Source organism: Bradyrhizobium dasycarpum (assembly GCF_042019905.1).
GTDB lineage: Bacteria > Pseudomonadota > Alphaproteobacteria > Rhizobiales > Xanthobacteraceae > Bradyrhizobium > Bradyrhizobium japonicum_B.
Genome location: NZ_CP169574.1, coordinates 5,059,303 through 5,083,411, shown reverse-complemented (window position 1 = coordinate 5,083,411; position 24,109 = coordinate 5,059,303). Strand labels below are relative to the sequence as shown.

General features: G+C 66.4%; 17 protein-coding genes and 1 pseudogene. 8 read left to right on the top strand and 10 right to left on the bottom strand.

All coding sequences use genetic code 11. The features are described from left to right. The first annotated feature begins 182 nt into the window (after positions 1 to 182). The 4 genes from ACETMP_RS24345 (at position 183) to ACETMP_RS24330 (ending at position 5,462) form a co-directional block, all read left to right on the top strand. On the top strand, positions 183 to 2,687 hold the full coding sequence (locus tag ACETMP_RS24345; protein WP_375158156.1) for a PAS-domain containing protein: 2,505 nt from the start codon (positions 183 to 185) through the stop codon (positions 2,685 to 2,687). Further along, positions 2,684 to 4,216 (top strand): tRNA (adenosine(37)-N6)-threonylcarbamoyltransferase complex ATPase subunit type 1 TsaE, encoded by a 1,533-nt coding sequence (gene tsaE / locus ACETMP_RS24340; RefSeq protein WP_375158155.1) that lies wholly within the window; start codon positions 2,684 to 2,686, stop codon positions 4,214 to 4,216. Before ACETMP_RS24345 ends, tsaE begins: the two co-directional genes overlap by 4 nt. A gap of 87 nt (positions 4,217 to 4,303) precedes the next feature. Then, positions 4,304 to 4,621 carry a PilZ domain-containing protein gene (locus tag ACETMP_RS24335; protein WP_375158154.1) on the top strand — a complete coding sequence of 106 codons (318 nt, stop codon included), beginning with the start codon at positions 4,304 to 4,306 and terminating at the stop codon, positions 4,619 to 4,621. Positions 4,622 to 4,739: 118 nt separating this feature from the next. Then, positions 4,740 to 5,462 (top strand): nucleotidyltransferase family protein, encoded by a 723-nt coding sequence (locus ACETMP_RS24330; RefSeq protein ID WP_375158153.1) that lies wholly within the window; start codon positions 4,740 to 4,742, stop codon positions 5,460 to 5,462. A 221-nt stretch (positions 5,463 to 5,683) separates the two neighbouring features. On the opposite strand, the gene ACETMP_RS24325 is transcribed toward ACETMP_RS24330, so the two are convergent. Next, positions 5,684 to 6,943 carry an IS110 family transposase gene (locus ACETMP_RS24325; protein ID WP_375157113.1) on the bottom strand — a complete coding sequence of 420 codons (1,260 nt, stop codon included), beginning with the start codon at positions 6,941 to 6,943 and terminating at the stop codon, positions 5,684 to 5,686. Positions 6,944 to 7,448: 505 nt separating this feature from the next. Between ACETMP_RS24325 and addB the strand changes: the two are divergent. From addB to ACETMP_RS24305, 4 genes and pseudogenes are all read left to right on the top strand, one after another. Next, positions 7,449 to 10,596, top strand: a pseudogene (gene addB, locus ACETMP_RS24320) (double-strand break repair protein AddB). After that, positions 10,590 to 14,099, top strand: a complete 3,510-nt coding sequence (gene addA, locus ACETMP_RS24315) for a double-strand break repair helicase AddA (protein ID WP_375158152.1) — start codon at positions 10,590 to 10,592, stop codon at positions 14,097 to 14,099. Before addB ends, addA begins: the two are co-directional and overlap by 7 nt. A gap of 68 nt (positions 14,100 to 14,167) precedes the next feature. After that, a complete protein-coding gene (gene trxA, locus ACETMP_RS24310) occupies positions 14,168 to 14,488 on the top strand; it encodes a thioredoxin (RefSeq protein WP_008540017.1) in 321 nt (106 codons plus the stop codon). Between the two features lie 263 nt (positions 14,489 to 14,751). Then, positions 14,752 to 15,759, top strand: a complete 1,008-nt coding sequence (locus ACETMP_RS24305) for an ATP-dependent DNA ligase (protein WP_375161981.1) — start codon at positions 14,752 to 14,754, stop codon at positions 15,757 to 15,759. 151 nt (positions 15,760 to 15,910) lie between these two features. On the opposite strand, the gene ACETMP_RS24300 is transcribed toward ACETMP_RS24305, so the two are convergent. From ACETMP_RS24300 to sppA, 9 genes are all read right to left on the bottom strand, one after another. Continuing rightward, positions 15,911 to 16,651, bottom strand: coding sequence for a metallophosphoesterase family protein (locus tag ACETMP_RS24300; RefSeq protein WP_375158151.1), 741 nt, complete (start codon positions 16,649 to 16,651; stop codon positions 15,911 to 15,913). Between the two features lie 142 nt (positions 16,652 to 16,793). Beyond that, positions 16,794 to 18,137, bottom strand: a complete 1,344-nt coding sequence (locus tag ACETMP_RS24295; RefSeq protein ID WP_375158150.1) for a bifunctional folylpolyglutamate synthase/dihydrofolate synthase — start codon at positions 18,135 to 18,137, stop codon at positions 16,794 to 16,796. After that, positions 18,134 to 19,075, bottom strand: a complete 942-nt coding sequence (gene accD / locus ACETMP_RS24290; protein WP_375158149.1) for an acetyl-CoA carboxylase, carboxyltransferase subunit beta — start codon at positions 19,073 to 19,075, stop codon at positions 18,134 to 18,136. The genes ACETMP_RS24295 and accD overlap by 4 nt, the downstream gene beginning before the upstream one ends. Positions 19,076 to 19,237: 162 nt before the next feature. After that, positions 19,238 to 20,074 (bottom strand): tryptophan synthase subunit alpha, encoded by an 837-nt coding sequence (gene trpA, locus ACETMP_RS24285; RefSeq protein WP_028133610.1) that lies wholly within the window; start codon positions 20,072 to 20,074, stop codon positions 19,238 to 19,240. Beyond that, positions 20,071 to 21,285 (bottom strand): tryptophan synthase subunit beta, encoded by a 1,215-nt coding sequence (gene trpB, locus ACETMP_RS24280; protein ID WP_028133609.1) that lies wholly within the window; start codon positions 21,283 to 21,285, stop codon positions 20,071 to 20,073. Before trpB ends, trpA begins: the two co-directional genes overlap by 4 nt. Beyond that, positions 21,282 to 21,956 (bottom strand): phosphoribosylanthranilate isomerase, encoded by a 675-nt coding sequence (locus ACETMP_RS24275; protein ID WP_375158148.1) that lies wholly within the window; start codon positions 21,954 to 21,956, stop codon positions 21,282 to 21,284. The genes trpB and ACETMP_RS24275 overlap by 4 nt, the downstream gene beginning before the upstream one ends. Before the next feature lie 67 nt (positions 21,957 to 22,023). Further along, positions 22,024 to 22,416, bottom strand: coding sequence for a lipopolysaccharide assembly protein LapA domain-containing protein (locus tag ACETMP_RS24270; protein WP_028133607.1), 393 nt, complete (start codon positions 22,414 to 22,416; stop codon positions 22,024 to 22,026). Positions 22,417 to 22,484: 68 nt separating this feature from the next. Further along, a complete protein-coding gene (locus tag ACETMP_RS24265) occupies positions 22,485 to 22,790 on the bottom strand; it encodes an integration host factor subunit beta (RefSeq protein ID WP_008539997.1) in 306 nt (101 codons plus the stop codon). 171 nt (positions 22,791 to 22,961) lie between these two features. Continuing rightward, the gene (gene sppA, locus ACETMP_RS24260) at positions 22,962 to 23,942 is read right to left on the bottom strand and encodes a signal peptide peptidase SppA (RefSeq protein ID WP_375158147.1); all 981 of its coding nucleotides are present in this window, start codon (positions 23,940 to 23,942) and stop codon (positions 22,962 to 22,964) included. Positions 23,943 to 24,109 lie beyond the last annotated feature (167 nt).

The following is a 24,109-nucleotide window of genomic DNA, read 5'->3' as shown; positions in this document are numbered from 1 at the left end:
TCCCGGAGACCGAGGTGCGCTGGAACAGCACAGCCGGCATTTTTTAGGGACCGCTTTTACGTTCACGATCTGGACTCTTACCGGCGGAGTCACGGTGAGAGTATTGTCTTTTGATTCGCGCGCGACGGGGGTCGCCGCGCGCAAATTCGTGCGGTCTTGAACTCCGCGGTCTTGGGGCAACTATGTCAGGCGTGATCGGGTCGATGCGTCGGACGCTGCTGTCGTGCACATCGCTTGCGCGCAACGGCTTGTTGGGAGGCGCTCTCGCAGCGCTGCTGCCGGCTGCGCCGGCCGAGGCCGCCGACCTCATCGAAACCCTCTCCATCATACTGGATTTCAACCGGCAGGAACTCGCGGTGCTCGCCACCGCGCTGGCCCTGCTCGGCTTCTCGGTGATGGCCGCGATCCTGTTGATGCGCACGCGGGTGCGCACGGCGAAGAACGAGGCGCGGCTGCGGGCCCGAATCGGTGAACTCCAGCTCCAGGCCGACCGCTTCGGCGCGCTGCTGTTCGCCGAGCCGCAGATTCTGATCTCCTGGCCGGCCGGCGACAATCGCGCCCAGATCTCCGGCGACATCTCCATGGTGCTGCCGCGCGATTCCTCGCCGCAACGCGTGCTCGCATTCGGAACCTGGCTGCCGCCGGAACCCGCGCTGCAGATGGACCATGCGGTCGATGCCCTGCGGGACCGCGGCGACGGGTTCCAGCTGACGCTGAGCACTGCGCACGGCCATACGCTGGAAGCGATCGGCCGCGCCATCGGCGGCCAGGCCATCGTCCGGATTCGCGAGCTCTCGGGGCTGCGGCGCGAGCTGGCCGAGACCCATCTGCGCTACAATGCGCTCTCCGACGAGACCGAGATGCTGCGCGGCTTTGCTGCCGCCGCACCCTGGCCGATCTGGGCCAAGGGCGAGAACGGAGCGCTGACCTACGCCAACCCGGCCTATGTCCGTGCGACCGAGGCGAACAGCGTCGCCGACGCGCAGGAGCGCAAGCTCGAGCTGCTCGACAGCGCCGACCGCAGCGCGATGGAGCGGGGCCTGAAGGAGGCGGCCAATTTCAACGCGCGGCTGCCGATCGTGATCGGCGGCGAGCGCCGCATTTACGACGTGCGCGCCGTCAATGTCGGCAGCGGCAGCGTCGGCGTTGCCATCGATGCCAGCGAGGCGGACGGGCTCAGCGCGGCGCTGGTGCGGATGGCGGAGGCGCATCGCCGCACGCTCGACCAGCTCTCGTCCGGCGTTGCCGTGTTCGACGGCCAGCGTCGCCTTGCCTTCTACAACGATTCCTATCGGCGGCTGTGGGACCTCGACCGCAGCTTCCTCGACGCCCATCCGGACGATTCCAGCGTGCTCGACCAGCTCCGCGCCGCGCGCAAGCTGCCGGAGCAGCCGGACTTCCGGGCCTGGAAGGCCAAGCTGCACGAAGCCTATCGCGCGGTCGAGACCGCGAAGGAGACCTGGTATCTCCCCGACGGCCGCGCGCTCTCGGTCGTCACCACGCCGAACCCGGAAGGCGGCGTCACCTATCTGTTCGACGACGTCACCGAGAGCCTCGACCTCGCCCGCCGCTTCGACGGCCTGATCCGCGTCCAGCGCGAGACGCTGGACAGCCTCGCCGAGGGCGTCGCGGTGTTCGGAAGCAACGGCAAGGCGCAGCTGTTCAACCCGGCCTTCGTCCGGATGTGGAAGCTGTCGAGCGATGCCATGCGCGACGAGCCGCACATCCAGACTGTGGAAGGCTGGTGCCATCAGCTGTTCGACGACTCCGCGGTCTGGCGCCAGATTCGCGAGGCCATCACCTCGATCGAGAACCGCGCCGACGTCCCGCTCAAGCTGGAGCGCAAGGACGGCAGCGTGCTCGACGGCATGATCCGGCCGCTGCCCGACGGCGCCACCATGCTGACGTTCCAGGACATCACCGACACCGAGAACGTCGAGCGCGCGCTGCGCGAGCGCAACGAGGCGCTGGAGGCCGCCGACCAGATGAAGGTGGATTTCGTCCACCACGTCTCCTACGAGCTGCGCGCGCCGCTCACCACCATCATCGGCTTCGCGCATTTCCTCAGCGATCCCTCGACCGGGCCGCTGACGCCGAAGCAGGCCGAATATCTCGACTACGTCACCAAATCGACCAATGCGCTGCTCGCGCTCACCAACAACATCCTCGATCTCGCCACCATCGACGCCGGTGCGATGAAGCTGGAACTCGGGCAAGTCGACGTCAGCAAGGCCATCGAGCTCGCTGCCGAGGGCATCCAGGACCGGCTTGCCACCGACCGCATCCGCCTCAAGGTCGAGATCGCGCCCGATGTCGGCAGCTTCGTCGGCGACGAGAAGCGCGTGGTGCAGGTGCTCTATAACCTCCTCGCCAACGCCGTCGGGTTTTCTCCACAGGATTCCACCGTCGGCATCAGCGCGCGGCGCACCGAGCGCAGCGTGGTCTTCACCGTGACAGATTCCGGCCCTGGAATACCTGCCGACATGAAGGACAAGGTGTTCAACTGGTTCGAAAGCCGCTCGCAGGGCTCGCGTCATCGCGGCGCCGGGCTTGGCCTGTCGCTGGTGCGCTCCTTCGTCGAGCTGCATGGCGGCAAGGTGCGGGTGGATTCGATCGTCGGCCGCGGCACGGTCGTGATCTGCGATTTCCCGACCGACCAGGCGGCGCACCGCGACGCCGCCGAATGACAGAACCCACCACATTCTCTGTCGCGCTCCACAACGAGACGGCCACCGCGCAATTGATGGCCGACCTCGCGCTGCTGGTCGGCCCCGGCGACGTCATCACGCTCACCGGCGATCTCGGCGCCGGCAAGACTGCCGCGGCGCGCAGCCTGATCCGCTACCTCGCCGGCGACGAGGAGCTGGAGGTGCCGAGCCCGACCTTCACCCTGGTGCAGGGCTACGAGCTGCCGCCCTTCCCGGTGCTGCATGCCGATCTCTATCGGGTCGAGGACGAGAGCGAGCTCGAGGAGATCGGGCTGTCGCCGCTGCCCGATGCCACGCTGGTCCTGATCGAATGGCCGGAGCGCGCGCCGTCGGCGATGCCGCATGACCGCATCGACATCGCGCTGACGCATCGGCCGGCGCTGGGGTCGAACGCACGCGCCGCCGACATCACCGGCTACGGCAAGGGTGCGGCCGTCGTCGCGCGGCTCAAGGCGTTGCGCGAATTCCTCGACACGTCCGGCTACATGGATGCGACGCGCAGGCGCATGGCCGGCGATGCCTCGACCCGCTCCTACGCGCGGCTGCTGCGCGACCACGAGAGCGTCATCCTCATGAACTTCCCGCAGCGTCCCGATGGCGCTGCGCTCTACAACGGAAAATCCTACAGCGCCGCCGTGCATCTCGCCGAGAATGTCACGCCCTTCGTCGCCGTCGACGAAGGCCTGCGTGCGCAGGGACTCTCGGCGCCCGCGATCCACCATTTCGACCTCGATCATGGCTTCCTGATCTCGGAGGATTTCCGCAGCGAAGGCGTGATCGAAGGCGATCCGCCGCGCCCGATCGTCGAGCGTTACGAGGCCGCGACCGACGTGCTGGCGGCGCTGCACGGCAAGACGCTGCCGGAAACGCTGCCGCTCGACGGGCAGACCTATGCCATTCCCGTCTTCGACATCGAGGCGATGCTGATCGAGATCGGGTTGATGCCGGAATGGTATCTGCCCGACCGCAACGCAGCGCTGAGCGAAGCCGCGCGTGCGGAGTTCTTCGCGATGTGGCGCGAGCTCTTGAAGAAGCCACTGGCGGCACCGCGGACCTGGATCATCCGCGACTATCATTCGCCCAATCTGATCTGGCTCGGGAATCGCACCGGCATCGAGCGCGTCGGCGTGATCGATTTCCAGGATGCCGTGCTCGGGCCGCAATCCTACGACGTGGTGTCGCTGCTCCAGGACGCCCGCATCGACGTCCCCGAAAACCTCGAGCTGACGCTGCTGTCGCGCTACATCAAGGCGCGCCGTGCAGCCGATGCCGGTTTTGATGCGGCCGGCTTCGCCGAGCTCTACGCCATCATGTCGGCGCAGCGCAACACGCGGCTGCTCGGCACCTTCGCCCGGCTCAACCGCCGCGACGGCAAGCCGCATTATCTGCGTCACCTACCGCGGATCTGGACCTATCTCCAGCGCTCGCTGGCGCACCCCGCGCTCGGAACCTTGCGCGACTGGTATCTCGCCAACGTCCCGCCGCCCCAAAGTCCGTCACACGTCTAATTCGTGGCCCGATTTACCGGCCGTTAGCCAAGATGTCGCTATTCTGGCGCCGAGGGAGCCCGGAAACTACGGGCTGGAGCAAGGCAGATGGCGGCGAAAGCGGATCAGCGCGGCAACAGCCGGGTTATTTTCGAGCGCGGGATTCCGGCCCAGATGATGGGGATCGACGGGACCTGGCGGCGCGATTGCACCATGGAGGACGTCTCCGACAGCGGCGCGAAGCTGACCATCGACGGCTCGGTCGAGGGCCTGCATCTGAAAGAGTTCTTTTTGCTGCTGTCGTCGACCGGCCTGGCCTACCGGCGCTGCGAGCTTGCCTGGCTCAATGGCGACCAGATCGGCGTCAATTTCCTCAAGGTGGGTGAGAAGAAGAAAAAGGTCCGTTCCACAGCCGTCGGGGCATGACGGCAACACCCGTCGTACAACCGTCACGGCCGGTGGCTAAGGCGGTCGAGATGCGGTGCGGCTGTTCGAACCTCGTGTTAGGATTGCTGCGAACACGAAAGGTCTGAGAAGGCGAAGGATGTCCGTCAAACCGACCAAAGCCATGGTGCTCGCCGCGGGATTCGGCCTGCGCATGCGTCCGTTGACGGACAAGATGCCGAAGCCGATGGTGCCGGTGGCCGGCCAGCCGCTGCTCGACCACGTGCTCGACAAGCTCGGCCAGGCCGGCGTGACCGAGGCCGTGGTCAACGTGCATTACCTGCCGGACCAGATCATCGATCACGTCGCATCGCGCCAGCATCCGCGCGTGACCATCTCGGACGAGCGCGACCAGGTGCTCGGCACCGGCGGCGGCGTGGTCAAGGCGCTGCCGTTGCTGGGCGACGCCCCGTTCTTTCACGTCAATTCCGACACGCTCTGGATCGATGGCGTGCGCTCGAACCTGACGCGGCTTGCTGAAAATTTCGACCCCGCGCGCATGGACATCCTGCTGCTGATGGCGCCGACCGCGACCAGCATCGGCTATAGCGGCCGCGGCGATTACGGCATGCTGCCCGACGGCGCCCTGCGCAAGCGCAAGGAAAAAGAGGTCGTTCCGTTCGTCTATGCGGGCGCGGCGATCATGTCGCCATCGATCTTCGAGGGCGCGCCGAAGGGCGAGTTCTCGCTGACCAGGATGTTCGACCGCGCCAACGAGCAGGAGCGGCTGTTCGGCCTGCGCCTCGACGGCGTCTGGATGCATGTCGGCACGCCCGATGCCGTGCATGCCGCGGAAGAGGCGTTTCTGGAGAGCGTGGCGTAGGGGCTGCGCCGACATGGTGCCGTAGGACCTCCTAGCCTTGGTCAAGAGCTTTTGTGCCTTGGTGCAATCAGGGTAGCGCGGTGCTCACCGCTGTCCAGGACGCTTCGCGCCGGCTCCGCCGGTGCCGATGGCATCCTGGACAGCGACATCGCGCCGCGCTGTGGGGCTCGACAAGTCGGGACGAAGGAATGGTCACAGGCGGCCGAACAAAGGAATGAGGCTTACTGACTGGTGCCGGCCTGAGCACTCCCGTGATTGGCGTCGTACAGCGCTCGGTTCCTGAGGGCTGCGCACAAGGCCGAGAGTAGGCGATCGCCGACGCCTCGCAAGGCGCGTGCACGGCCGTGGCCGCGCTGCCGCAAGGCGTCATAGCGTTGCCGAGCGGCCGGGTCGTGCTGCACGGCAACGCGTGACCAGTGATGGACAGCGGTCTGCAGCCGCCTGTTGCAGGCAAAGCGCCGGATCACGAAGCGTTGCTTGCCGCTTTGCCGTGTGACCGGGGCGGCCCCTGCCAGAGCCCGCAAGGCGTGGTAATCTCGGGCGCGCAGCGGTTGCGCTGCCTCGGTGAGCAGCGTGGCGAGAACAATCCTGCCGATTCCCGGCCAGGAGCGAAGGATTGCCACGTCACGCTGCTCATCGCTCTGCCCCGACGAGTTCTCCTCGTCCTGTGCCGCCAGACTATCGCAAAGGCCGTCCAGGGCAGCGCCGGCCTCCTTGATCTGCCGATTGACCAGGCGCATGCGCGCGACAAGGCTGCGGATATGGACGCAGGCGGCCTCCGTGGTACCTGGGGCGACGAACAAGGCCGTCTTGCGCAGGGTCTGCAGCACGGTGGCGGCGTCGAGACGGCGGATACGGTGCTCCTTGAGGATGCGCGCAATCGTCTTCTCCGAGGCCTTGGCGGCCGCAGCAGGTGTCGGCACCTTCTGCCACAAGCTCAGGAACCAGTCGTCTGCGACATCATCGGCCAGCTCGGCCGCTTGCGGGTAATAACGCCACAACTGATGACGCAGACGGTTAGACAGACGCGTCCGTTCCTGCTGCAGTTCATCCAGCAAGCGCGACCATTCGCGCAACTTGATCACCGCCGGATCGTCGATGGCAAGCTGCCGGAAGGCCTTGCGATCGGTACGCAAGGAACCGCCCAGGACAAGAGCATCACGACTGTCATCCTTGGCACCTGCGACCGTGAAGCGATCACGGAAGCGATCAAGCTGCTTAGGATTGATGGCAAAGACCAGGAACCCATGCTCGAGCAGCATCTCCACCACAGGACCATGTGGCATCTCTATCGCCACCGCGATCTGCGCCGGTGCAGCCTTCGTCTTCTCGAGCAGCCAGTCGCGCAGCTCCACCAGACCGGCTCCGCCATGGACGAACTCTCGCTCGCCCAGCCGTCTTCCTTCAGCATCGAGCAAGCAAACACGATGGCTTTGCCTCGCCCAGTCGATCCCGACAAACCAGTGCACATTCTCGACCATTGATGGACCTCCTTCGCTTCCAAAAGGCGGGCCAACTGCGATCCTGATCAATCCCTGTACCGGCGCTCGCGGCGCAAACCTCCTAGTGGATCTCGATCGCAGCCGCTCCGCCGGGGCGCGGGTCCTACGTCGGTGCTCAAAGGCACAGGTGGGCAAGGCGGCTCCCGGCGGATCGGCCCGGCCGACCAGCCTACACCAAACCGACTGGCCTCCGAACGCCAGAAGGGTACAGGGTGGGCAAAGCCGCCCTTGCGCCGTGCCCACCATCTCTCTCGATCACAACAACGCGTGGGCACGCTTCGCTTTGCCCACCCTACACAAGTGCCGTAGCCCGGATGGAGCGCAGCGTAATCCGGGGCCTCTCGCCGCGGCGAGTCCATCCCGGATTGCGCTGCGCTCCATCCGGGCTACGAACTTCGGCGAACAGCGGGGACGATTTCCTGTCGCCCCATGACCATTCGATTCCGCCTCCCTATATTGCCTGATCTTCCGAATCAGGCAGCTCATGCGCGTTTTCAGCGTTCCCCTCTCAGTTCCGTTCCTGCGCACGGTCGTCACGGCCCTGCTCGACGGCCGGCTGGTCGAGGGCTTCGAGGCGCGCAAGGAACCGGCGCGGCTCGCCGATGCCACGCTGTATCTGCCGACGCGGCGCGCCATGCGCGTCGTCCGCGAGATCTTCCTCGACGAGATGAAGGCCGACGCAGTGGTGCTGCCGCGCATCGTCGCGCTCGGCGACATCGACGAGGACGAGCTCGCGTTCGCCGGTGAAGGCGAGCAGTTTTCCGGCACGACGCCGCTCGACATTCCGCCGCGGCTCGGCGAGCTCGAACGGCGACTGACATTGGCGCAGCTCGTCGCGGCCTGGGCCAAGGGTCCGGTGCTGGCGCCGCTGGTGGTGGGCGGGCCCGCCTCGACGCTGGCGCTCGCCGGCGACCTCGCGCGCCTGATCGACGATATGGTCACGCGCGGCGTTGACTGGAACGCGCTCGACGGCCTCGTGCCTGACAATCTCGACCGCTACTGGCAGCACTCGCTCGAGTTCCTGCGCATCGCGCGCATCGCCTGGCCTGGTCATCTCGCCGAAATCAACCGGATCGAGCCGGCGGCGCGGCGCGATCTGCTGATCGCGGCGGAAGCCAGACGACTGACCGTGCATCCGAACGGGCCGGTGATCGCCGCGGGCTCGACCGGCTCGATGCCGGCCACCGCGAAATTCCTGCACGCCGTCGCGCAGCTAGCCCATGGCGCCGTGGTGCTGCCCGGCCTCGACACCGATCTCGACGACGACGCCTGGCGCAGCATCGGCGGCGTGCGCGATGCGCTTGGCAAATTCGCGGAGCACCCGGCCTCGAACCATCCGCAATATGCCATGAATGCGCTGTTGCAGCGCTTCGGCATCAAGCGCAGCGACGTCGAGATCCTTCAGCCGCCGGCCGAAGGCGGCCGCGACCTGCTCGCCTCCGAATCGATGCGCCCCTCGGCCAAGACGGAAGTCTGGCACGATCGGCTGAAACAGCCGGATGTCGCCGCAAAGATCGCCGGCGGCATGACGAGGCTCGCGGTCGTGGAAGCCCCTAATCCCGAAATGGAAGCCCTCGCCATCGCAATTGCCATGCGCGAAGCGCGGCATCTCGACAAGACGGCGGCACTGGTGACGCCTGACCGCGCGCTGGCGCGACGGGTGATGGCCGCGCTCACCCGATGGGGCCTCAGTGTCGACGATTCCGGTGGCGACGTCCTGATGGAAACCTCCGCCGGAATCTTCGCACGCCTTGCGGCAGAGGCGGCGACGAAGGGATTGGAGCCGCCAACGCTGCTGGCGCTGCTGAAGCATCCGCTCTGCCGGCTCGGCCGCGCGCCCGGCGCGTGGAAGGCGGCGATCGAAGGGCTCGAGCTGGCGGTCTTGCGCGGCACGCGGCCGCCTGCCGGCACGGCCGGCCTCCTGCGCGAATTCAACCGCTTTCGCGAGGAACTCGCAAAATTGTGGCGCAGCGAGGCCTCCGCGCTGCACCGCGCTGAGCCGCGGGCACGTCTCAAGGCCGAGGATCTCGACCGCATCCAGGGCCTGATCGATGCCCTGCAAAAAGCGCTGGCGCCGATCGAGAGCATGGCGTCATCGAAGCCATACGACTTTGCCGAGCTCGCGCACCGGCATCGCGAGATCATGATCGAGCTGGCGCGCGACGAGCAGGGCATCCCGCTTGCCTTCGAGGACCGCGAGGGCCTCGCGCTCGCCAGCGCCTTCGACGATCTTCTGCGCGGCGGCACGACCAGCGGATTGATGGTGCCGCTGCCGGACTATCCGGACGTCTTCCAGACCGCGTTCAGCGACCGCGCGGTGCGGCGGCCGGACAGACCGGGCGCACGGCTGCAGATCTACGGCCCGCTGGAATCGCGCCTGATGCAGGCCGACCGCATCATCGTCGGCGGTCTGATCGAAGGCGTCTGGCCACCGTCGCCGCGCATCGATCCCTGGCTGAGCCGGCCGATGCGGCATGAGCTCGGGCTCGACCTGCCGGAGCGCCGCATCGGCCTCTCCGCGCACGACTTCGCGCAACTGCTCGGCGGTGACGAGGTGATCCTCACCCATTCCGCCAAGGCCGGCGGCGCGCCGGCGGTAGCTTCGCGTTTCCTGCACCGGCTGGAGGCGGTCGCGGGAGACGATCTCTGGACGGCGGCGATCCAGGCCGGTGAAAAATACGTGCAGTTCGCGGGCGCGCTGGACCAACCCGACAAGGTCGAGCCGATCAAGCAGCCCGAGCCCCGACCGCCGCGCGCGACGCGGCCGCTCAAGATGTCGGTCACCGCGATCGAGGACTGGTTGCGCGATCCCTACACGATCTACGCAAAGCACATTCTGCGACTGGATGCGCTCGATCCGGTCGACATGCCGCTGTCGGCAGCCGACCGCGGCTCGGCGATCCACGAGGCCATCGGCGAGTTCACGGAAATCTACGCGACGCGCCTGCCCGACGATCCCGCCCGCGTGCTGCGCGCGATCGGCGAGAAGCATTTCGCACCGTTGATGGAGCGCCCCGAGGCCCGGGCGCTGTGGTGGCCGCGGTTCCAGCGCATCGCACGCTGGTTCGGCGAATGGGAGACGGCGCGGCGGGATGCGATCGAGGCGATCATGGCCGAGACCCGCGGCGAGATCTCGATCCGGCTCGACAATGCCCGCACGTTCTATCTGTCCGCGCGCGCCGATCGCATCGAGCGGCGCCAGGGCGGCGGCTACGCCATTCTCGACTACAAGACCGGACAGCCGCCGACCGGCAAGCAGGTGCGCATGGGCCTGTCGCCGCAGCTGACGCTGGAGGCGGCGATCCTGCGCGAAGGCGGCTTTCCCGAGATCGACGCGGGTTCGTCGGTGAGCCAGCTCGTCTATGTCCGCCTCAGCGGCAACAACCCGCCGGGCGAGGAGCGCATTCTCGAGGCTCAAGTACAAGCAGGGCGACGAGCCGCAGCCGCCGGACACGGCCGCCGCCGAGGCAAGGGCGAAGCTGGAGGCGCTGATCCGTGCGTTCGAGGACGAGAACCAGCCCTACACCTCGCTGAACCTGCCGATGTGGACCAACCGCTACGGCGCCTATGACGACCTCGCCCGGATCAAGGAATGGTCCGCGGCCGGCGGATTGGGGATCGAGGAATGGTGAAGGCGCCCCGCCCCATCCCGGATGAAGTGCGCGCGCGGCAGGCGCGCGCCTCGGACCCGACCGCCTCGGCTTTCGTGTCGGCCAATGCCGGCTCCGGCAAGACGCACGTGCTGGTGCAGCGCGTGATCCGCCTTTTGCTGTCCGGCGTGCCGCCGGAAAAGATCCTCTGCATCACCTTCACCAAGGCCGCCGCCGCCAACATGGCCGAGCGCGTGTTCACCACGCTCGGGCATTGGGTGACGCTGGATGACATCGCGCTCGACGCTGCGATCCGCGCCGTCGGCATCCCGCATCCCAATGCAAAGCTGCGCCGCGACGCGCGAAAACTGTTCGCCTGCGCGCTGGAGACGCCGGGCGGCTTGAAGGTGCAGACCATCCACGCGCTGTGCACGCGCCTGCTGCAGCAATTTCCGTTCGAGGCCAACGTTCCGGCGCGCTTCGCCGTGATCGACGAGCGCGACCAGAATGACATGATGGAGCGCGCCAATCTGGGGGTCTTGCTGGAGGCCGCGCGCGATCCGGACAGCGTCACCGGCCGCGCCTTGCTGACCGCGATGGCGAGCGCCGCGGACGTCACCTTCAAGGAAGTCGTGCGCGAGGCCTGTCTCAGCCGCGATCATTTCATGGCCTGGACCGACGAGGCCGGCAACGCGGAAGCCGCCGCGGCGCAGATGGCGATTGTGTTGGGCGTCGATGCAAGCGACCGCATCGAGGACGTCGAGACTGAGATTCTCGATGGGCCTTACCTCCCGCGCTCGCGCTGGGACGACATCGCGCTTGCGCTGGAGGACGGCAGCAAGTCCGACAACGACCAGGCCGGCCGGCTGCGCGAGGCCAAGGTGTTTTCCGGCAGCGCGCAGGTCGATGCCTATCTCTGCGTCTTCCTCACGGATGACAAGCTGCCGCGCAAGGCGGTGCTGACCAAGAAGTTTTGCGATCACAATCCGGCCGTCGCCCGCCTGTTCGAGAACGAGGCGCAGCGCGTCGGCGGATTGGTCGAGAAGCGCCGCGCGGTGACCATGCGCGACCGCACTGCGGCCCTGCTGCATATCGCAACCGCCGCTGCCGCGAATTACCGCCGCGAGAAGCAGGAGCGCGGCCTGCTCGACTATGACGATCTCATCGACAAGACGCTGGCGATGCTCGACCGCGTCGCTTCGGGCTGGGTGCACTACAAGCTCGACCGCGGCGTCGACCACGTCCTGATCGATGAAGCCCAGGACACCAGCCCGCGGCAATGGGACATCGTCGCCCACATCATCTCGGAATTCACCGCCGGCGAAGGCGCGCGCGAGGGGCTGAATCGCACGGTGTTTGCGGTCGGAGACGAAAAGCAATCCATCTTCTCGTTCCAGGGCGCTGACCCGCACGAGTTCGACAAACGCAAACGAGAGCTGGACCGCAGGTTCAAAGCCGCCGGGCTGAAATTCGACCCGGTCGCCTTCACCTATTCGTTCCGTTCGGGTGCCACGATCCTTCACTCGGTCGACCATGTCTTCCGCGAGCCCACGATCTACAAGAGCATACATTCGATCGACATCGGCCATCCCCTGCACAATTCGCTCAGCGATGCGGGCCCGAGCGTCGTCGAGCTGTGGGATCTTGCCGAAGCCGACGACCGGCAGGACATCGAGGGCTGGCGCGCCCCGTTCGACGGCGTCGCGGTCACCAGCCCCGAGGTCAAGCTCGCGCGCCGCATCCAGGCCGAGATCAAGCGGCTGGTCGAAAGCGGCACGCTGACGGGACACGAAGGCGAGCGCCGGCCCCTGCGTTACGGCGACATGCTGATCCTGGTGCGCCGGCGCGGCAACGCGTTCGACGCCGTGATCCAGGCGCTGAAGCACGCCGGCGTCCCCGTCGCCGGCGCCGACCGACTCAAGCTCACCGAACATATTGGCATCATCGACCTGATGAACCTGGCCGATGCGCTGCTGCTGCCGCAGGACGATCTCGCGCTGGCGGTGGCCCTGAAGAGCCCGCTGTTCGGGCTCGACGACGACGACCTGTTCCAGTTGGCTCATGGCCGCAAGGGATCGCTGCGCGGCGCGCTCGGCGAGCAGGCGGCTGGAAGCGAGAAGTTCGCGACCGTGTTGCGCCGCCTCGAGGCCTGCGAGATGCGTGCGCGCGAGGAGACGCCGTTCGCGTTCTACGCCTGGCTGCTCGGGGGCGACGGCGGCCGGGCCCGCATCCTGCGCCGGCTCGGTCACGAGGCCAACGACGCGCTCGACGAATTCCTGGAGCTGGCCCTGAATTACGAGCGCAAGGCGCCGGCCTCGCTGCAGGGCTTCATGGCCTGGCTGCGCTCGGCTGACACTGAAGTGAAGCGCGACATGGAGATCTCGCGCGACGAGGTGCGGGTGATGACGGTGCACGGCGCCAAGGGCCTCGAAGCCTCCGTCGTGTTCATGGTGGACACCACGTCGTCGCCCGCGGACTCCCAGCGTCTGCGCTTGATTCAGGTGCCGCGCGGCAATGGCGGCGAGGTGGTGGTCTGGGCCGGACGCAAGGCTGATGATCCCAAGCCGGTCGCCGAGGCGCGCAAGGCGATGATCGAGGAGACCGAGGACGAATATCGCCGCCTGCTCTATGTCGCGATGACGCGCGCGGCCGACCGCCTGATCGTCGGCGGCTGCATGCCGGGCAACATGAAGACGGTCCGCAAGCTGAGCTGGTATGACCTGGTCGACACCGGGCTCGCCGGCGCGGGCCTGGACAAGCAGGTGATCGAGACGCCGCTCGGCAAGGTCACCCGTTTCGCCCGCCCGGAGGATGTCGCGGCCTTGGGCATGCCGGCGGCGTCCGTGCAGCAGACGATCGCGCTGCCCGACTGGCTGCGAACGCCGGCACCGCGCGAGACCGTCGACGATGATCTGGTCCGCCCGTCCGGTCAGCCGGCCGAGGAGGGCCGCAGCGTACGCTCTGGCGAATCGGTGCAGTCCCGTGCGCTGGCGCTGCAACGCGGCACGCTGGTGCACCGTCTCCTGCAATCCCTGCCCGATATCGCCACCGAGCGCCGGCGCGAGGCGGCACTCGGCTTCATGGCGCGCAATGCTGCGGACTGGACCGAGGCCGACCGTGCCGCCCTGGCCGACAAGGTGCTCGGTTTGATCACCGAACCGCGCTTTGCGCCGGTCTTTGCCGCCGGCAGCCGGGCCGAAGTCGCCATCGCCGGCAGGCTGGAACGGCCGGGCCGCGCTCCGGCCCTGGTGTCGGGGCAGATCGACCGGCTGGTCGTTCGCCCGGATGAGGTCTTGATCGTCGATTTCAAGACCAACCAGGCCGCGCCCAGCAGCGCCAGCGAGGCGCCCGCGGCCTATGTCCGGCAGCTGGCGCTGTACCGGGCGGTGCTCTCGCGGCTTTATCCCCAGATCCCGATCCGGGCCGTCCTGCTTTGGACCGAGACCCTTGAATATATGGAGATTTCAGCCCCCGCGCTGGACGCGGCGCTGGCATCCCTTCATCTCGGCGTGAGCGTCCTTGACCCGGCAAGGAGCCGTTCATAGGTTGACCGCATGATTCCGGGCGCGATTCCAGGTCGCGCCGTTTCTTTCAACTGTGTGAGGTACTCCCAATGGCCGTTAGCAAGGTTTCCGACGCCGATTTCGAAGCCGAAGTGCTCAAGGCGAACGGCCCCGTGGTCGTCGATTTCTGGGCCGAATGGTGCGGCCCGTGCCGCATGATCGCGCCCGCCCTCGACGAGATCGCCGGCGCGATGGGCGACAAGGTCAAGATCGTCAAGCTCAACGTCGACGAGAGCCCGAAGACCGCCTCGAAATACGGCGTGATGTCGATCCCCACCCTGATGATCTTCAAGGGCGGCGAGATGGCATCCCGCCAGGTCGGCGCGGCGCCAAAGGCGAAGCTGCAGCAGTGGATCACCTCCGCGGTCTGATCCACCTGCCCTAAGAATATTTTCGACAACGGCCGGCGAAATGCCGGCCGTTTTGCTTTTCCGTAGCCCGGATGGAGCGAAGCGCAATCCGGGACTGGTATTGCTTGTGGCACGATCCCGGATTTCGCTTCGCTCCATCCGGGCTACGGGAGGACCCAAAGGCCGACCGTTTGCGTTGGTGGGACGTGTTCAGCGTATGACGAGTCCCGCCCTTGCCTGCTCCTCCCGCAAAGCGCGCCCGAAGATCGACCTCTCTTGTCGCGATGGAGGCGCGCTCGGTCGACGACATCCCGCGCGGCAAGGAGTGGCAGTACGAGCCGAAATGGGATGGCTTTCGCTGCCTGCTGTCGCGGAATGGCGATGATGTCGACCTGCGCTCGAAGTCGGGCGAAGACCTCGCACGCTATTTTCCCGAGATCGTTTCCGCTGCGCTGGGGCTGAAAGCGGATCGCTTCACGCTCGACGGTGAGCTCGTCGTACCGCACGGCAAGGGCTTTTCCTTCGACGCGCTGCTGCAGCGAATTCATCCTGCGGCAAGCCGCGTGAAAAAGCTCTCGCAGGACACGCCAGCCCTGTACCTCGCGTTCGATCTGCTTGCGACGGCTCGGGAGAAAGGCTTGTCGGAGAAGACGCTGAACGAGCGCCGGCCGGCGCTGGATGCCTTTGCGAAAGCCAACCTCAAGGGCAGCCCCTTCCGTCTTTCGCCGGCGACGACAAGTTACGCCACGGCCAAGAAATGGCTGGCGCAATCCGGCGGTGGCTCGGACGGCGTCATCGCCAAGCGCATCGACCTACCCTATCAGGCCGGAAATCGCGACGGCATGCAGAAGATCAAGAAATTCCGCAGCGCCGATTGCGTGGTCGGCGGCTTCCGCTATGCCAGCAACAAGATCGCGGGCCGAAAAGTGGTCGGCTCGCTGCTGCTCGGGCTCTACGACGCGAAGGGCCTGCTGCACCATGTCGGCTTCACCTCGGCGATCAAGGCGGAGGCAAAGCCTGATCTGACCGACCGGCTGGAGGCGCTGATCGGCGAGCCTGGCTTCACCGGCAATGCGCCGGGCGGGCCGAGCCGCTGGTCGACCGAGCGCTCGGCGAAATGGTGTCCGCTGAAGCCGAAGCTGGTGATCGAAATCTGCTACGACCATTTCAGCGGCGAGCGCTTCCGCCACGGCACCTCGATCCTGCGCTGGCGTCCCGACAAGGCCCCGCGGCAATGCACATTCGAGCAGCTGAAGCAGAAAGCGGCGGATCCGATGAAGCTGTTGAAATAGCGTGGTCTCGTGCCCCGGACGCAGCAGCGCTTCTTCAGCGTTGCGCTGCAGAGCCGGGGCCCATGTCGCGGCAAATGTGCTCTGTCACTCCTGGATCTCGGCTCTGCGGCTCATCGCTTGCGCGATGCGCCTTGTCCGGGACACGAGAGGTTTACTTGATCCATCCCGTCGCGAGCGCGTTCGCCAGCTCCGGCTGCCCATTGCGGCGCGCCAGTGCCGCCATCGTCTCGTGATCATACGCGACGTGGCGGAACGTGACCTGCCAGGCACCGTCCACCAGCTCGAGGATCGCATAACGCGCGTGCGGCGTGCCGGCTTCGACGACATGTGGATACGGATGCTTGTCGCGAAAGCCGGGACTGCCGACGCTGCCGGGATTGACGATCAGCCGGCCGTCGCGCAGGCGCACGGCACGGGCGAGATGGGTGTGGGCGCAAAGGATCAGCGATTGCGTGAGTCCCAGCGCGAATGGCTCGATCCGGTCCAGCGGGGACAGCGCCACCGTACCGTCGGGATGCACGATGTCGAGCCAGTACACCTCGTCATTGCCGGGTGTCGCATGACAGAGAAACACCTGGTCGCGGAACACATGCGTCATCGGCTGCGCGCGCAGCCAGTCGAGCTGCGCGGCATCGAGCGCTTCAAAGGCGGGACGATCCCACGAGCCCATCTTCTCCGGCGGACGGTCGAGCAGATAGCGGTCGTGGTTGCCGAGCACATGTACGACATCGAGATTCATCAGGATCTCTATAGTGCGGCGCGCATCGAGCGGGCCGCTCAGCATGTCGCCAAGATTGACGATGTCGGTGATGTCAAACGCGCGGATGTCGGCGAGCACCGCCTCCAGCGCGAGGTAATTCCCGTGGACGTCGGCGACGGCGGCAAAGCGCATTGTCATTATCCCTGCTCTCGTGCCCCGGACGCAGCGCAGCGCGTCTTCCGCGGTGCGCTGCAGAGCCGGGGCCCATGCGGCTTCTGGATCCCGGCTCTGCGGAGCAGCGTTGCACGCTGCACCGCGTCCGGGACAACAGACATCATGCGGGCGGCGTGCCGTTGATGGCCAGCACATGACCGGCCAGATACAGCGAGCCGGTAATCAGGATGCGCGGCGGCACCTCGTAGGCCAGTTTCGCCAATGCACGCAGCGCGGCCTCGATTCCAGGCGCGATCTCGACGCGCATGCCGAGGCTGCGCGCGGCATCCGCGAGGCGGTCCACCGGCATCGCGTTCTCGGTGTCGGGAATCGGCACCGCGATGATGTGACGGGTGAGGCCGGCGAAATTGGCCAAAAACCCTTGCGCGTCCTTGTTGGCCATCATGCCGGCGATGACCACCAGCGGCCGCGACACCCGCTCTTCCAGATCGCCGAGCGCGGCGGCCGCGACGCGGCCGCCCTCGGCATTGTGGCCGCCGTCGAGCCAGATCTCGGATCCCTGCGGACCCCAGGACAGCAGCTCACCCGAGGTGATGCGCTGCATCCGCGCCGGCCATTCGGCACCGACAATGCCGGCCTCGAACGCGGCGTGGCTCACCTTAAGATCGGGGATCGCCCGCAGCGTCGCGATGGCGAGCCCGGCATTGGCGAATTGGTGGCGGCCGAACAGACGCGGCGCCGGGAGATCCATCAGGCCGCGGTCGTCGGAATAGACCAGACGGCCGCGCTCGACATTGACGTGCCAGCTCTCGTTGGCGGCAAACAGCGGCGCACGCATGCGCTTGGCTTGCGCCTCGATCACGGCCATCGCGTCCGGCGTCTGCTCCGCGCAGATCACCGGCACGCCGCGCTTGATGATCGCGGCCTTCTCGCCGGCAATCGAGGTCAACGTATCGCCGAGAAAGTCCATGTGATCCATGCTGACGGGCGTGATCACGCACGCCGCCGGAACGTCGATGACGTTGGTCGAGTCGAGCCGGCCGCCGAGGCCGACTTCGAGCAGCACCACGTCGGCCGGGTTCTGCGCGAACAAATGAAAGGCGGCTGCCGTCTTCAGCTCGAACAAGGTCGCGGCTTCGCCGGCATTGACGCGCTCGACCTCTTCCAGCGCGGCGCGCAACTCATCGTCACCGACCAGCACGCCGCCGCCCACGCGGCCGAGCCGAAAACACTCGTTGATGCGGACGAGATAGGGCGAGGTATAGGCGTGGACGCGCAGGCCCGCGGCCTCCAGCGTCGCGCGCAGATAGGCCAGCGTCGAGCCCTTGCCATTGGTGCCGGCGATGTGGATCACCGGCGGCAGCCTGCTTTCAGGATGCCCGAGTCGTTCGAGCAGCCGGTGCATCCGCTCAAGGCCCAGATCAATGCGTTTCTGATGCAGGACCGACAGCCGCCCGATCAACTCGCCGAGCGGCGTCTTCGTGCTGTCCGGAGACGCGTTCACGCGTGGGGCGCAGCCGGCGCCGTCTCAGCGGCCGATACGATCTGTGCCGGGCTGGTGACAGCCTGCGTCGGCTTCGATGCGCCCTCCTGCGCCGGCGCCTTGGTCAGCAGGCGGCAGAGCCGCGCCAGGGTCGGGCGCAGCTCGTGGCGATGCACGACCATGTCGACCATGCCGTGCTCCTTGAGGTACTCGGCGCGCTGGAAACCCTCGGGAAGCTTTTCACGAATGGTCTGCTCGATCACGCGCGCGCCGGCAAAGCCGATCAGCGCGCCGGGCTCGGCGATCTGCACGTCGCCCAGCATCGCGTAGGACGCGGTGACGCCGCCGGTGGTGGGATTGGTCAGCACGACGATGTAGGGCAGCTTGGCCTCACGCAGCATCTGGACCGCGACCGTCGTGCGCGGCATCTGCATCAGCGACAGGATGCCCTCCTGCATGCGCGCACCGCCGGATGCGGCGAACACGATGAAGGGCGAGTTCTTCTCGACCGCAAGCTCCATCCCGCGCACAATGGCTTCGCCGGCTGCCATGCCGAGCGAGCCGCCCATGAAGTCGAAATCCTGCACGGCGACGACGACGGCCGAGCCTTCGAGCTTGCCGTAGCCGACCTTGATCGCGTCGTTGAGATTGGTCCGCGCCCGCGCGTCCTTGATGCGGTCGACGTATTTCTTCTCGTCGCGGAACTTGAGCGGGTCGGGCGTCACCTCGGGCAGCGCGACGTCGAACCAGGTCTCGTTGTCGAAGATCGACTTCAGACGCGCCACGGCGCCCATGCGCATGTGGTAGTTCGAGCCGGGGATGACGAACTGGTTGGCCTCGACGTCCTTGTAGAACACGAGCTGTCCGGAATCCGGGCACTTGATCCAGAGATTCTCCGGCGTCTCCCGCCGCAGCATGTTACGGATCTTCGGCCGGACCACATTGGTAAGCCAGTTCATGGTTTGCTCCGATGTGCGAACCCGCGGAGGGCCGCCTGAAAGGATATATGGCGGCCGGACCTCCGCCCGGCAAGCCGCCGTGTCGCCCGCGTTAGAGCATGATCCGGAAAAGTGTGAAGCGGTTTTCCGACAAGATCATGCTCAAACTAAAGAGATTATGGCCTATTCCGCCGCCTGTTGCGCGCCCTTGACGCCCTGGGCCAGGGCCGCCGTCAACTCGGCGACCGCGTTAACGGTTTTGGCGGTCGCCCGTCCCTCGGCATCGAGGCTGTTCTTGAGCGCATCGACCAGCGCGGTGCCGACAACGGCGCCGTTGGCATGGGAAGCAATGGCACGCGCAGTCTCCGGCGTGCGGATGCCGAAGCCGACGCAGACCGGCAGCTTGGTGTGCCGCTTGATGCGAGCCACAGCCTCGCTGACTGCCGAAGAGTCCGCGGCCGCAGCACCGGTGATGCCGGTGATGGAGACGTAGTAGACGAAGCCGGACGTGTTGGCGAGCACCGCCGGCAGGCGCTTGTCGTCGGTGGTCGGCGTCGCCAGGCGGATGAAGTTGAGACCCGCCTTCATCGCGGGCAGGCAGAGCTCCTCGTCCTCCTCCGGCGGCAGATCGACGATGATGAGGCCGTCGACGCCGGCGGCCTTGGCATCGACGAGGAATTTGTCGACGCCGTAAATGTAGATCGGGTTGTAATAACCCATCAGCACGATCGGCGTGGCATTGTCGTCCTTGCGGAAGCCGCGCACCAGCTCCAGCGTCTTCCTCAGCGTCATGCCGGCCTTCAGCGCACGCAGGCCTGCGGCCTGGATCGACGGACCGTCGGCCATCGGATCGGTGAAGGGCATCCCGATCTCGATCACGTCGGCGCCCGATTTCGGCAACGCCTTGATGATCTCGAGCGAGGTCGCGGGATCGGGATCGCCGGCCATCAGGAAGGTCACGAAGGCCGCGCGGCCCTGCTTTTTCAGCTCGGCAAAGCGAGTGTCGATACGCGTGGTCACTTCTTGCCCCTCAGGATGTCGCCGACCTGCGGGACGTCCTTGTCGCCGCGGCCAGAGAGGTTGACGACCATCAGGTGGTCTTGCGGCCGCTTGGGCGCGAGCTCCATCACCTTGGCGATGGCATGCGCGGGTTCGAGCGCGGGGATGATGCCTTCGAGCTTCGAGAGCAGCTGGAAGGCGGCCAGCGCCTCGTCGTCGGTCGCGGACAGGTAATTCACGCGGCCGACCTCGTGCAGCCAGGAATGCTCGGGCCCGATGCCGGGATAATCGAGGCCGGCCGAGATCGAATGGGCGTCCTGGATCTGGCCGTCGGCGTCCATCAGGAGATAGGTGCGGTTGCCGTGCAGCACGCCGGGACGGCCGCCCGCGATCGAGGCCGCATGCAGCTGCGTCAGGCCGTGACCGGCAGCCTCGACGCCGAAAATTTCGACGGAGGGGTCGTCGAGGAACGGGTGGAACAGGCCCATGGCGTTCGAGCCACCGCCGATGCAGGCGACCAGGGAATCCGGCAGTCGGCCTTCGATCTCCTGCATCTGCGCCTTGGTCTCGTTGCCGATGATCGACTGGAAATCGCGCACCAGCGTCGGATAGGGGTGCGGTCCCGCCACCGTGCCGATGCAGTAGAAGGTGTTGTGCACGTTGGTGACCCAGTCGCGCAGCGCCTCATTCATGGCGTCCTTCAGCGTGCGCGTGCCCGACTGCACCGGCATCACCTTGGCGCCCAGCATCTCCATGCGGATGACGTTGGGCTGCTGCCGCTCGACGTCGACGGCGCCCATATAGACCACGCATTCCAGGCCGAAGCGCGCGCACAACGTCGCGGTGGCGACGCCGTGCTGGCCCGCGCCAGTCTCGGCGATGATGCGCTTCTTGCCCATGCGCCGCGCCAGCATGATCTGGCCGAGCACGTTGTTCACCTTGTGGGAGCCGGTGTGGTTGAGCTCCTCGCGCTTGAGGTAGATCTTGGCGCCGCCGAGATGCTCCGTCAGGCGTTCGGCGAAATAGAGCGGCGAGGGCCGGCCGACATAGTTCTTGAGATAGCCGTTCATCTCGGCCTGGAACGCCGGATCGGCCTTGGCCTCGGTATAGGCCTTCTCCAGATCGAGGATCAGCGGCATCAGCGTTTCAGCGACGAAGCGGCCGCCGAAAATGCCGAAATGGCCGCGCTCGTCGGGGCCGCTGCGGTAGGAATTTGGCTTGGCGATGTTCATCGGACGCTCAACTCTCTGACGTTCGGCTCTTGAATGGCGCGCGCGGCGCGGATGAAGGCTTTGATCATCTCCGGATCCTTCACACCGGGAGCGCTCTCCACCCCGGAGGACACATCGACGCCGCCGGCGCGGGTCAGGCGAACGGCTACGGCGATGTTCGCGGCATGCAGGCCGCCCGAAACCATATACGGCAGCGCGAGCTCAAGGTTTTGCAGCAGGTGCCAATCGAACGGCGCGCCGAGCCCGCCCGGTCGCGTCGCGTCTTTCGGAGGCCTCGCGTCGAACAGGATGCGGTCGGCGACCGCGGCATAGCCCGGCAACACGGCGAGATCGGCTCCCGTCTCGACCGGCAGCGCCTTCATCACCGGGCGGCCGAACCGCTGCTTGATGTCGCGCAGCCGCGCGACGCTTTCCTTGCCGTGGAGCTGGAAAATGTCCGGCGACAGCGCGTCCATGATGTTGTCGAGCGTGGCATCATCGGCATCGACGGTAAGCGCCACCTTGAGCGCGCGTCCCTCGACCTGGCGGCCGAGCTCGCGGCCGAGCTCAAGGGACAGGTGCCGCGGCGACGGCGGGAAGAACACGAAGCCCACCATATCCGCACCCGCGGCGAGCGCCGTTTGAAGCGTCTCGCGCGTGGACAGGCCGCAGATCTTGACGAGCAGGGACATGATCTCAAGGCAAATGAAGACCGCAAGCTGGCGGCCGGAAAAAAGGGGTTTTGCGTTGCGGCCGCTTCTACAACGTCGCGCGCTGCTTGTCTCGCCCGATGGGCCCGTAGAGCCCCACCCCGATCGGGGCGGGAAGGCGCTGGGATTCGGGCCTTGCCGCGGCCGCCTGGGCCCGCAGATCGGCCAGTTCGCCCCTGGCGGCCCGGGCCTCCGCCTCGTGCCGGCGCGCGGAGCGCCGCCAGTGCCGCTGGCCGAACCAAACGGCACAGCCGCCCGCGAAGACCCCGATGGCCGCCACCAGGATCAGCAGCAGGAACAGCGGCAGGGTGATCGACAATGACGGATCGTCCGCAATGAAGGGATCGAACGAGACCGTGACGAAATGCCGGTTGGCGACAGCAAACGCCACCAGGATCAGGCCCAGCGGAATGACGATCAGCGCGGTCAGGAACTTTCGCATCTCGCTTCGCTCGCCTTGAATCAAGCTCGCGGCCGCGTCATGCGCGACCGCAGACAACCCCGGCCGGCTCAGTCCGCCGCGCCGGGATCCGGATGGTCGCGGTTCAGCCGCTCGCGCATTTCCTTGCCGGTCTTGAAGAACGGAACGCTCTTCTGATCGACGGGCACATGTGCGCCGGTACGCGGATTACGCCCGGCGCGTGCGGGGCGATGCTTGACCGAGAAGGCGCCGAAGCCGCGCAGCTCGACGCGATCGCCGCGCGCAAGGGCCGCTACGATCTCTTCGAGAATCGCATTCACAATGTTCTCGACATCCCGCTGGTACAGATGCGGGTTGTGCTCGGCGATACGCTGAACAAGTTCGGATTTGATCATCGAGAGATAGGACCCGGGAGCGTGCGGATGACCATTTCCGTGAAAATACCTTGATCTGTCAAGACGCTAAATCAAGGTTGAGCGTCGTGAAAATGCGTGACAAATGCCGAAAAAGCGGGCTGTCCCGATGCTCGTCAGGCGGGAAAGCCTTGGGAAGCTCGCCTAGACACCTCAGTTTGAGGTGGCCGGTTGCCACAGGGCCAGCATTCCGTCCATTCCGAACCGATCGACCGCCTGCGCGACGCCGGTTTGCCCGATTTGATGCGCAATCGAGCTCAAACCAAGCGCTTCCAGCGTAACGGCGGCCGCCGTCTTGAGGAACGTCAGATCGCCAAAACGGGGCTGGAGCTTGTAGTCGCGTACCCGCAGACCCTTCTTGACGCTCTTGTGCTCGACGAGCCAGGACACTGCCGTCTTCTCGTCGCCGATCTGGTCGATCAGCTTGAGGGCGATCGCCTGGCGTCCGGTGAAGACGCGGCCGTCGGCCACTTTCTCGAGCTGCGTGTCATCCATGCCACGCCGATCCTTCACCAATCCCCTGAACCAGGCGTAGGAATCCTTCACCAGCGCATCGAGGGCGGCCCGTGCTTCGGGGCTGGTCGGCTCGAAACCGTTCGGCGCGGCCTTCAGCGGCGACGACTTCACCTCCTCGACCTTGACGCCGATGGTCTTCAGCAGCTCGCTGACGTTGGGATATTGGAACAGTACGCCGATCGATCCGACCAGCGAGCTCTGCTGGGCGATGATGTGATCGCTCGCGATCGCCGTGATGTAGCCGCCGGAGGCAGCCAGGCCCTCCACCACCACGACGAGCGGCTTCTTCGCCTTCAGCCGGACCAGCGAATCGTAGAGCTGCTCGGAGCCGGCGGTGGTGCCGCCCGGCGAGTTGATGTGAACGATGACGGCGGCGGCCTGCGAATTCTCCAGCCGTTCCAGCGCCTGCGTGCGATCGGAATCGCTGCGGATCAGGCCCTCGATCTGAACCCGCGCGATCGAGCCGGCGGATACGAAGCTACCCCGCGCGCCGGGTGTCGCAATCAGCGCAGCGCTTGCGATCGCCGCGATCGCGATCAGCGCGGCCACGACGCGCCAGAACGTCAGCTTGCGACGAATCCGGCGGCGATCGACGATGATGTCCGAATCGAGCGACATCGGAATATCTCCAAATGAAAGACTGGACGCGTTGTGCCGTCACGGCGTGACCAACGGCTTATCTGGATACATCAATTGCGGCGCAATTTGAAGAAAACAAGGCCTCGTCAACCCCGCAAGCCGCCTCGAACTCCCTCGTCATCCCCGCGAACGCGGGGATCCATAAC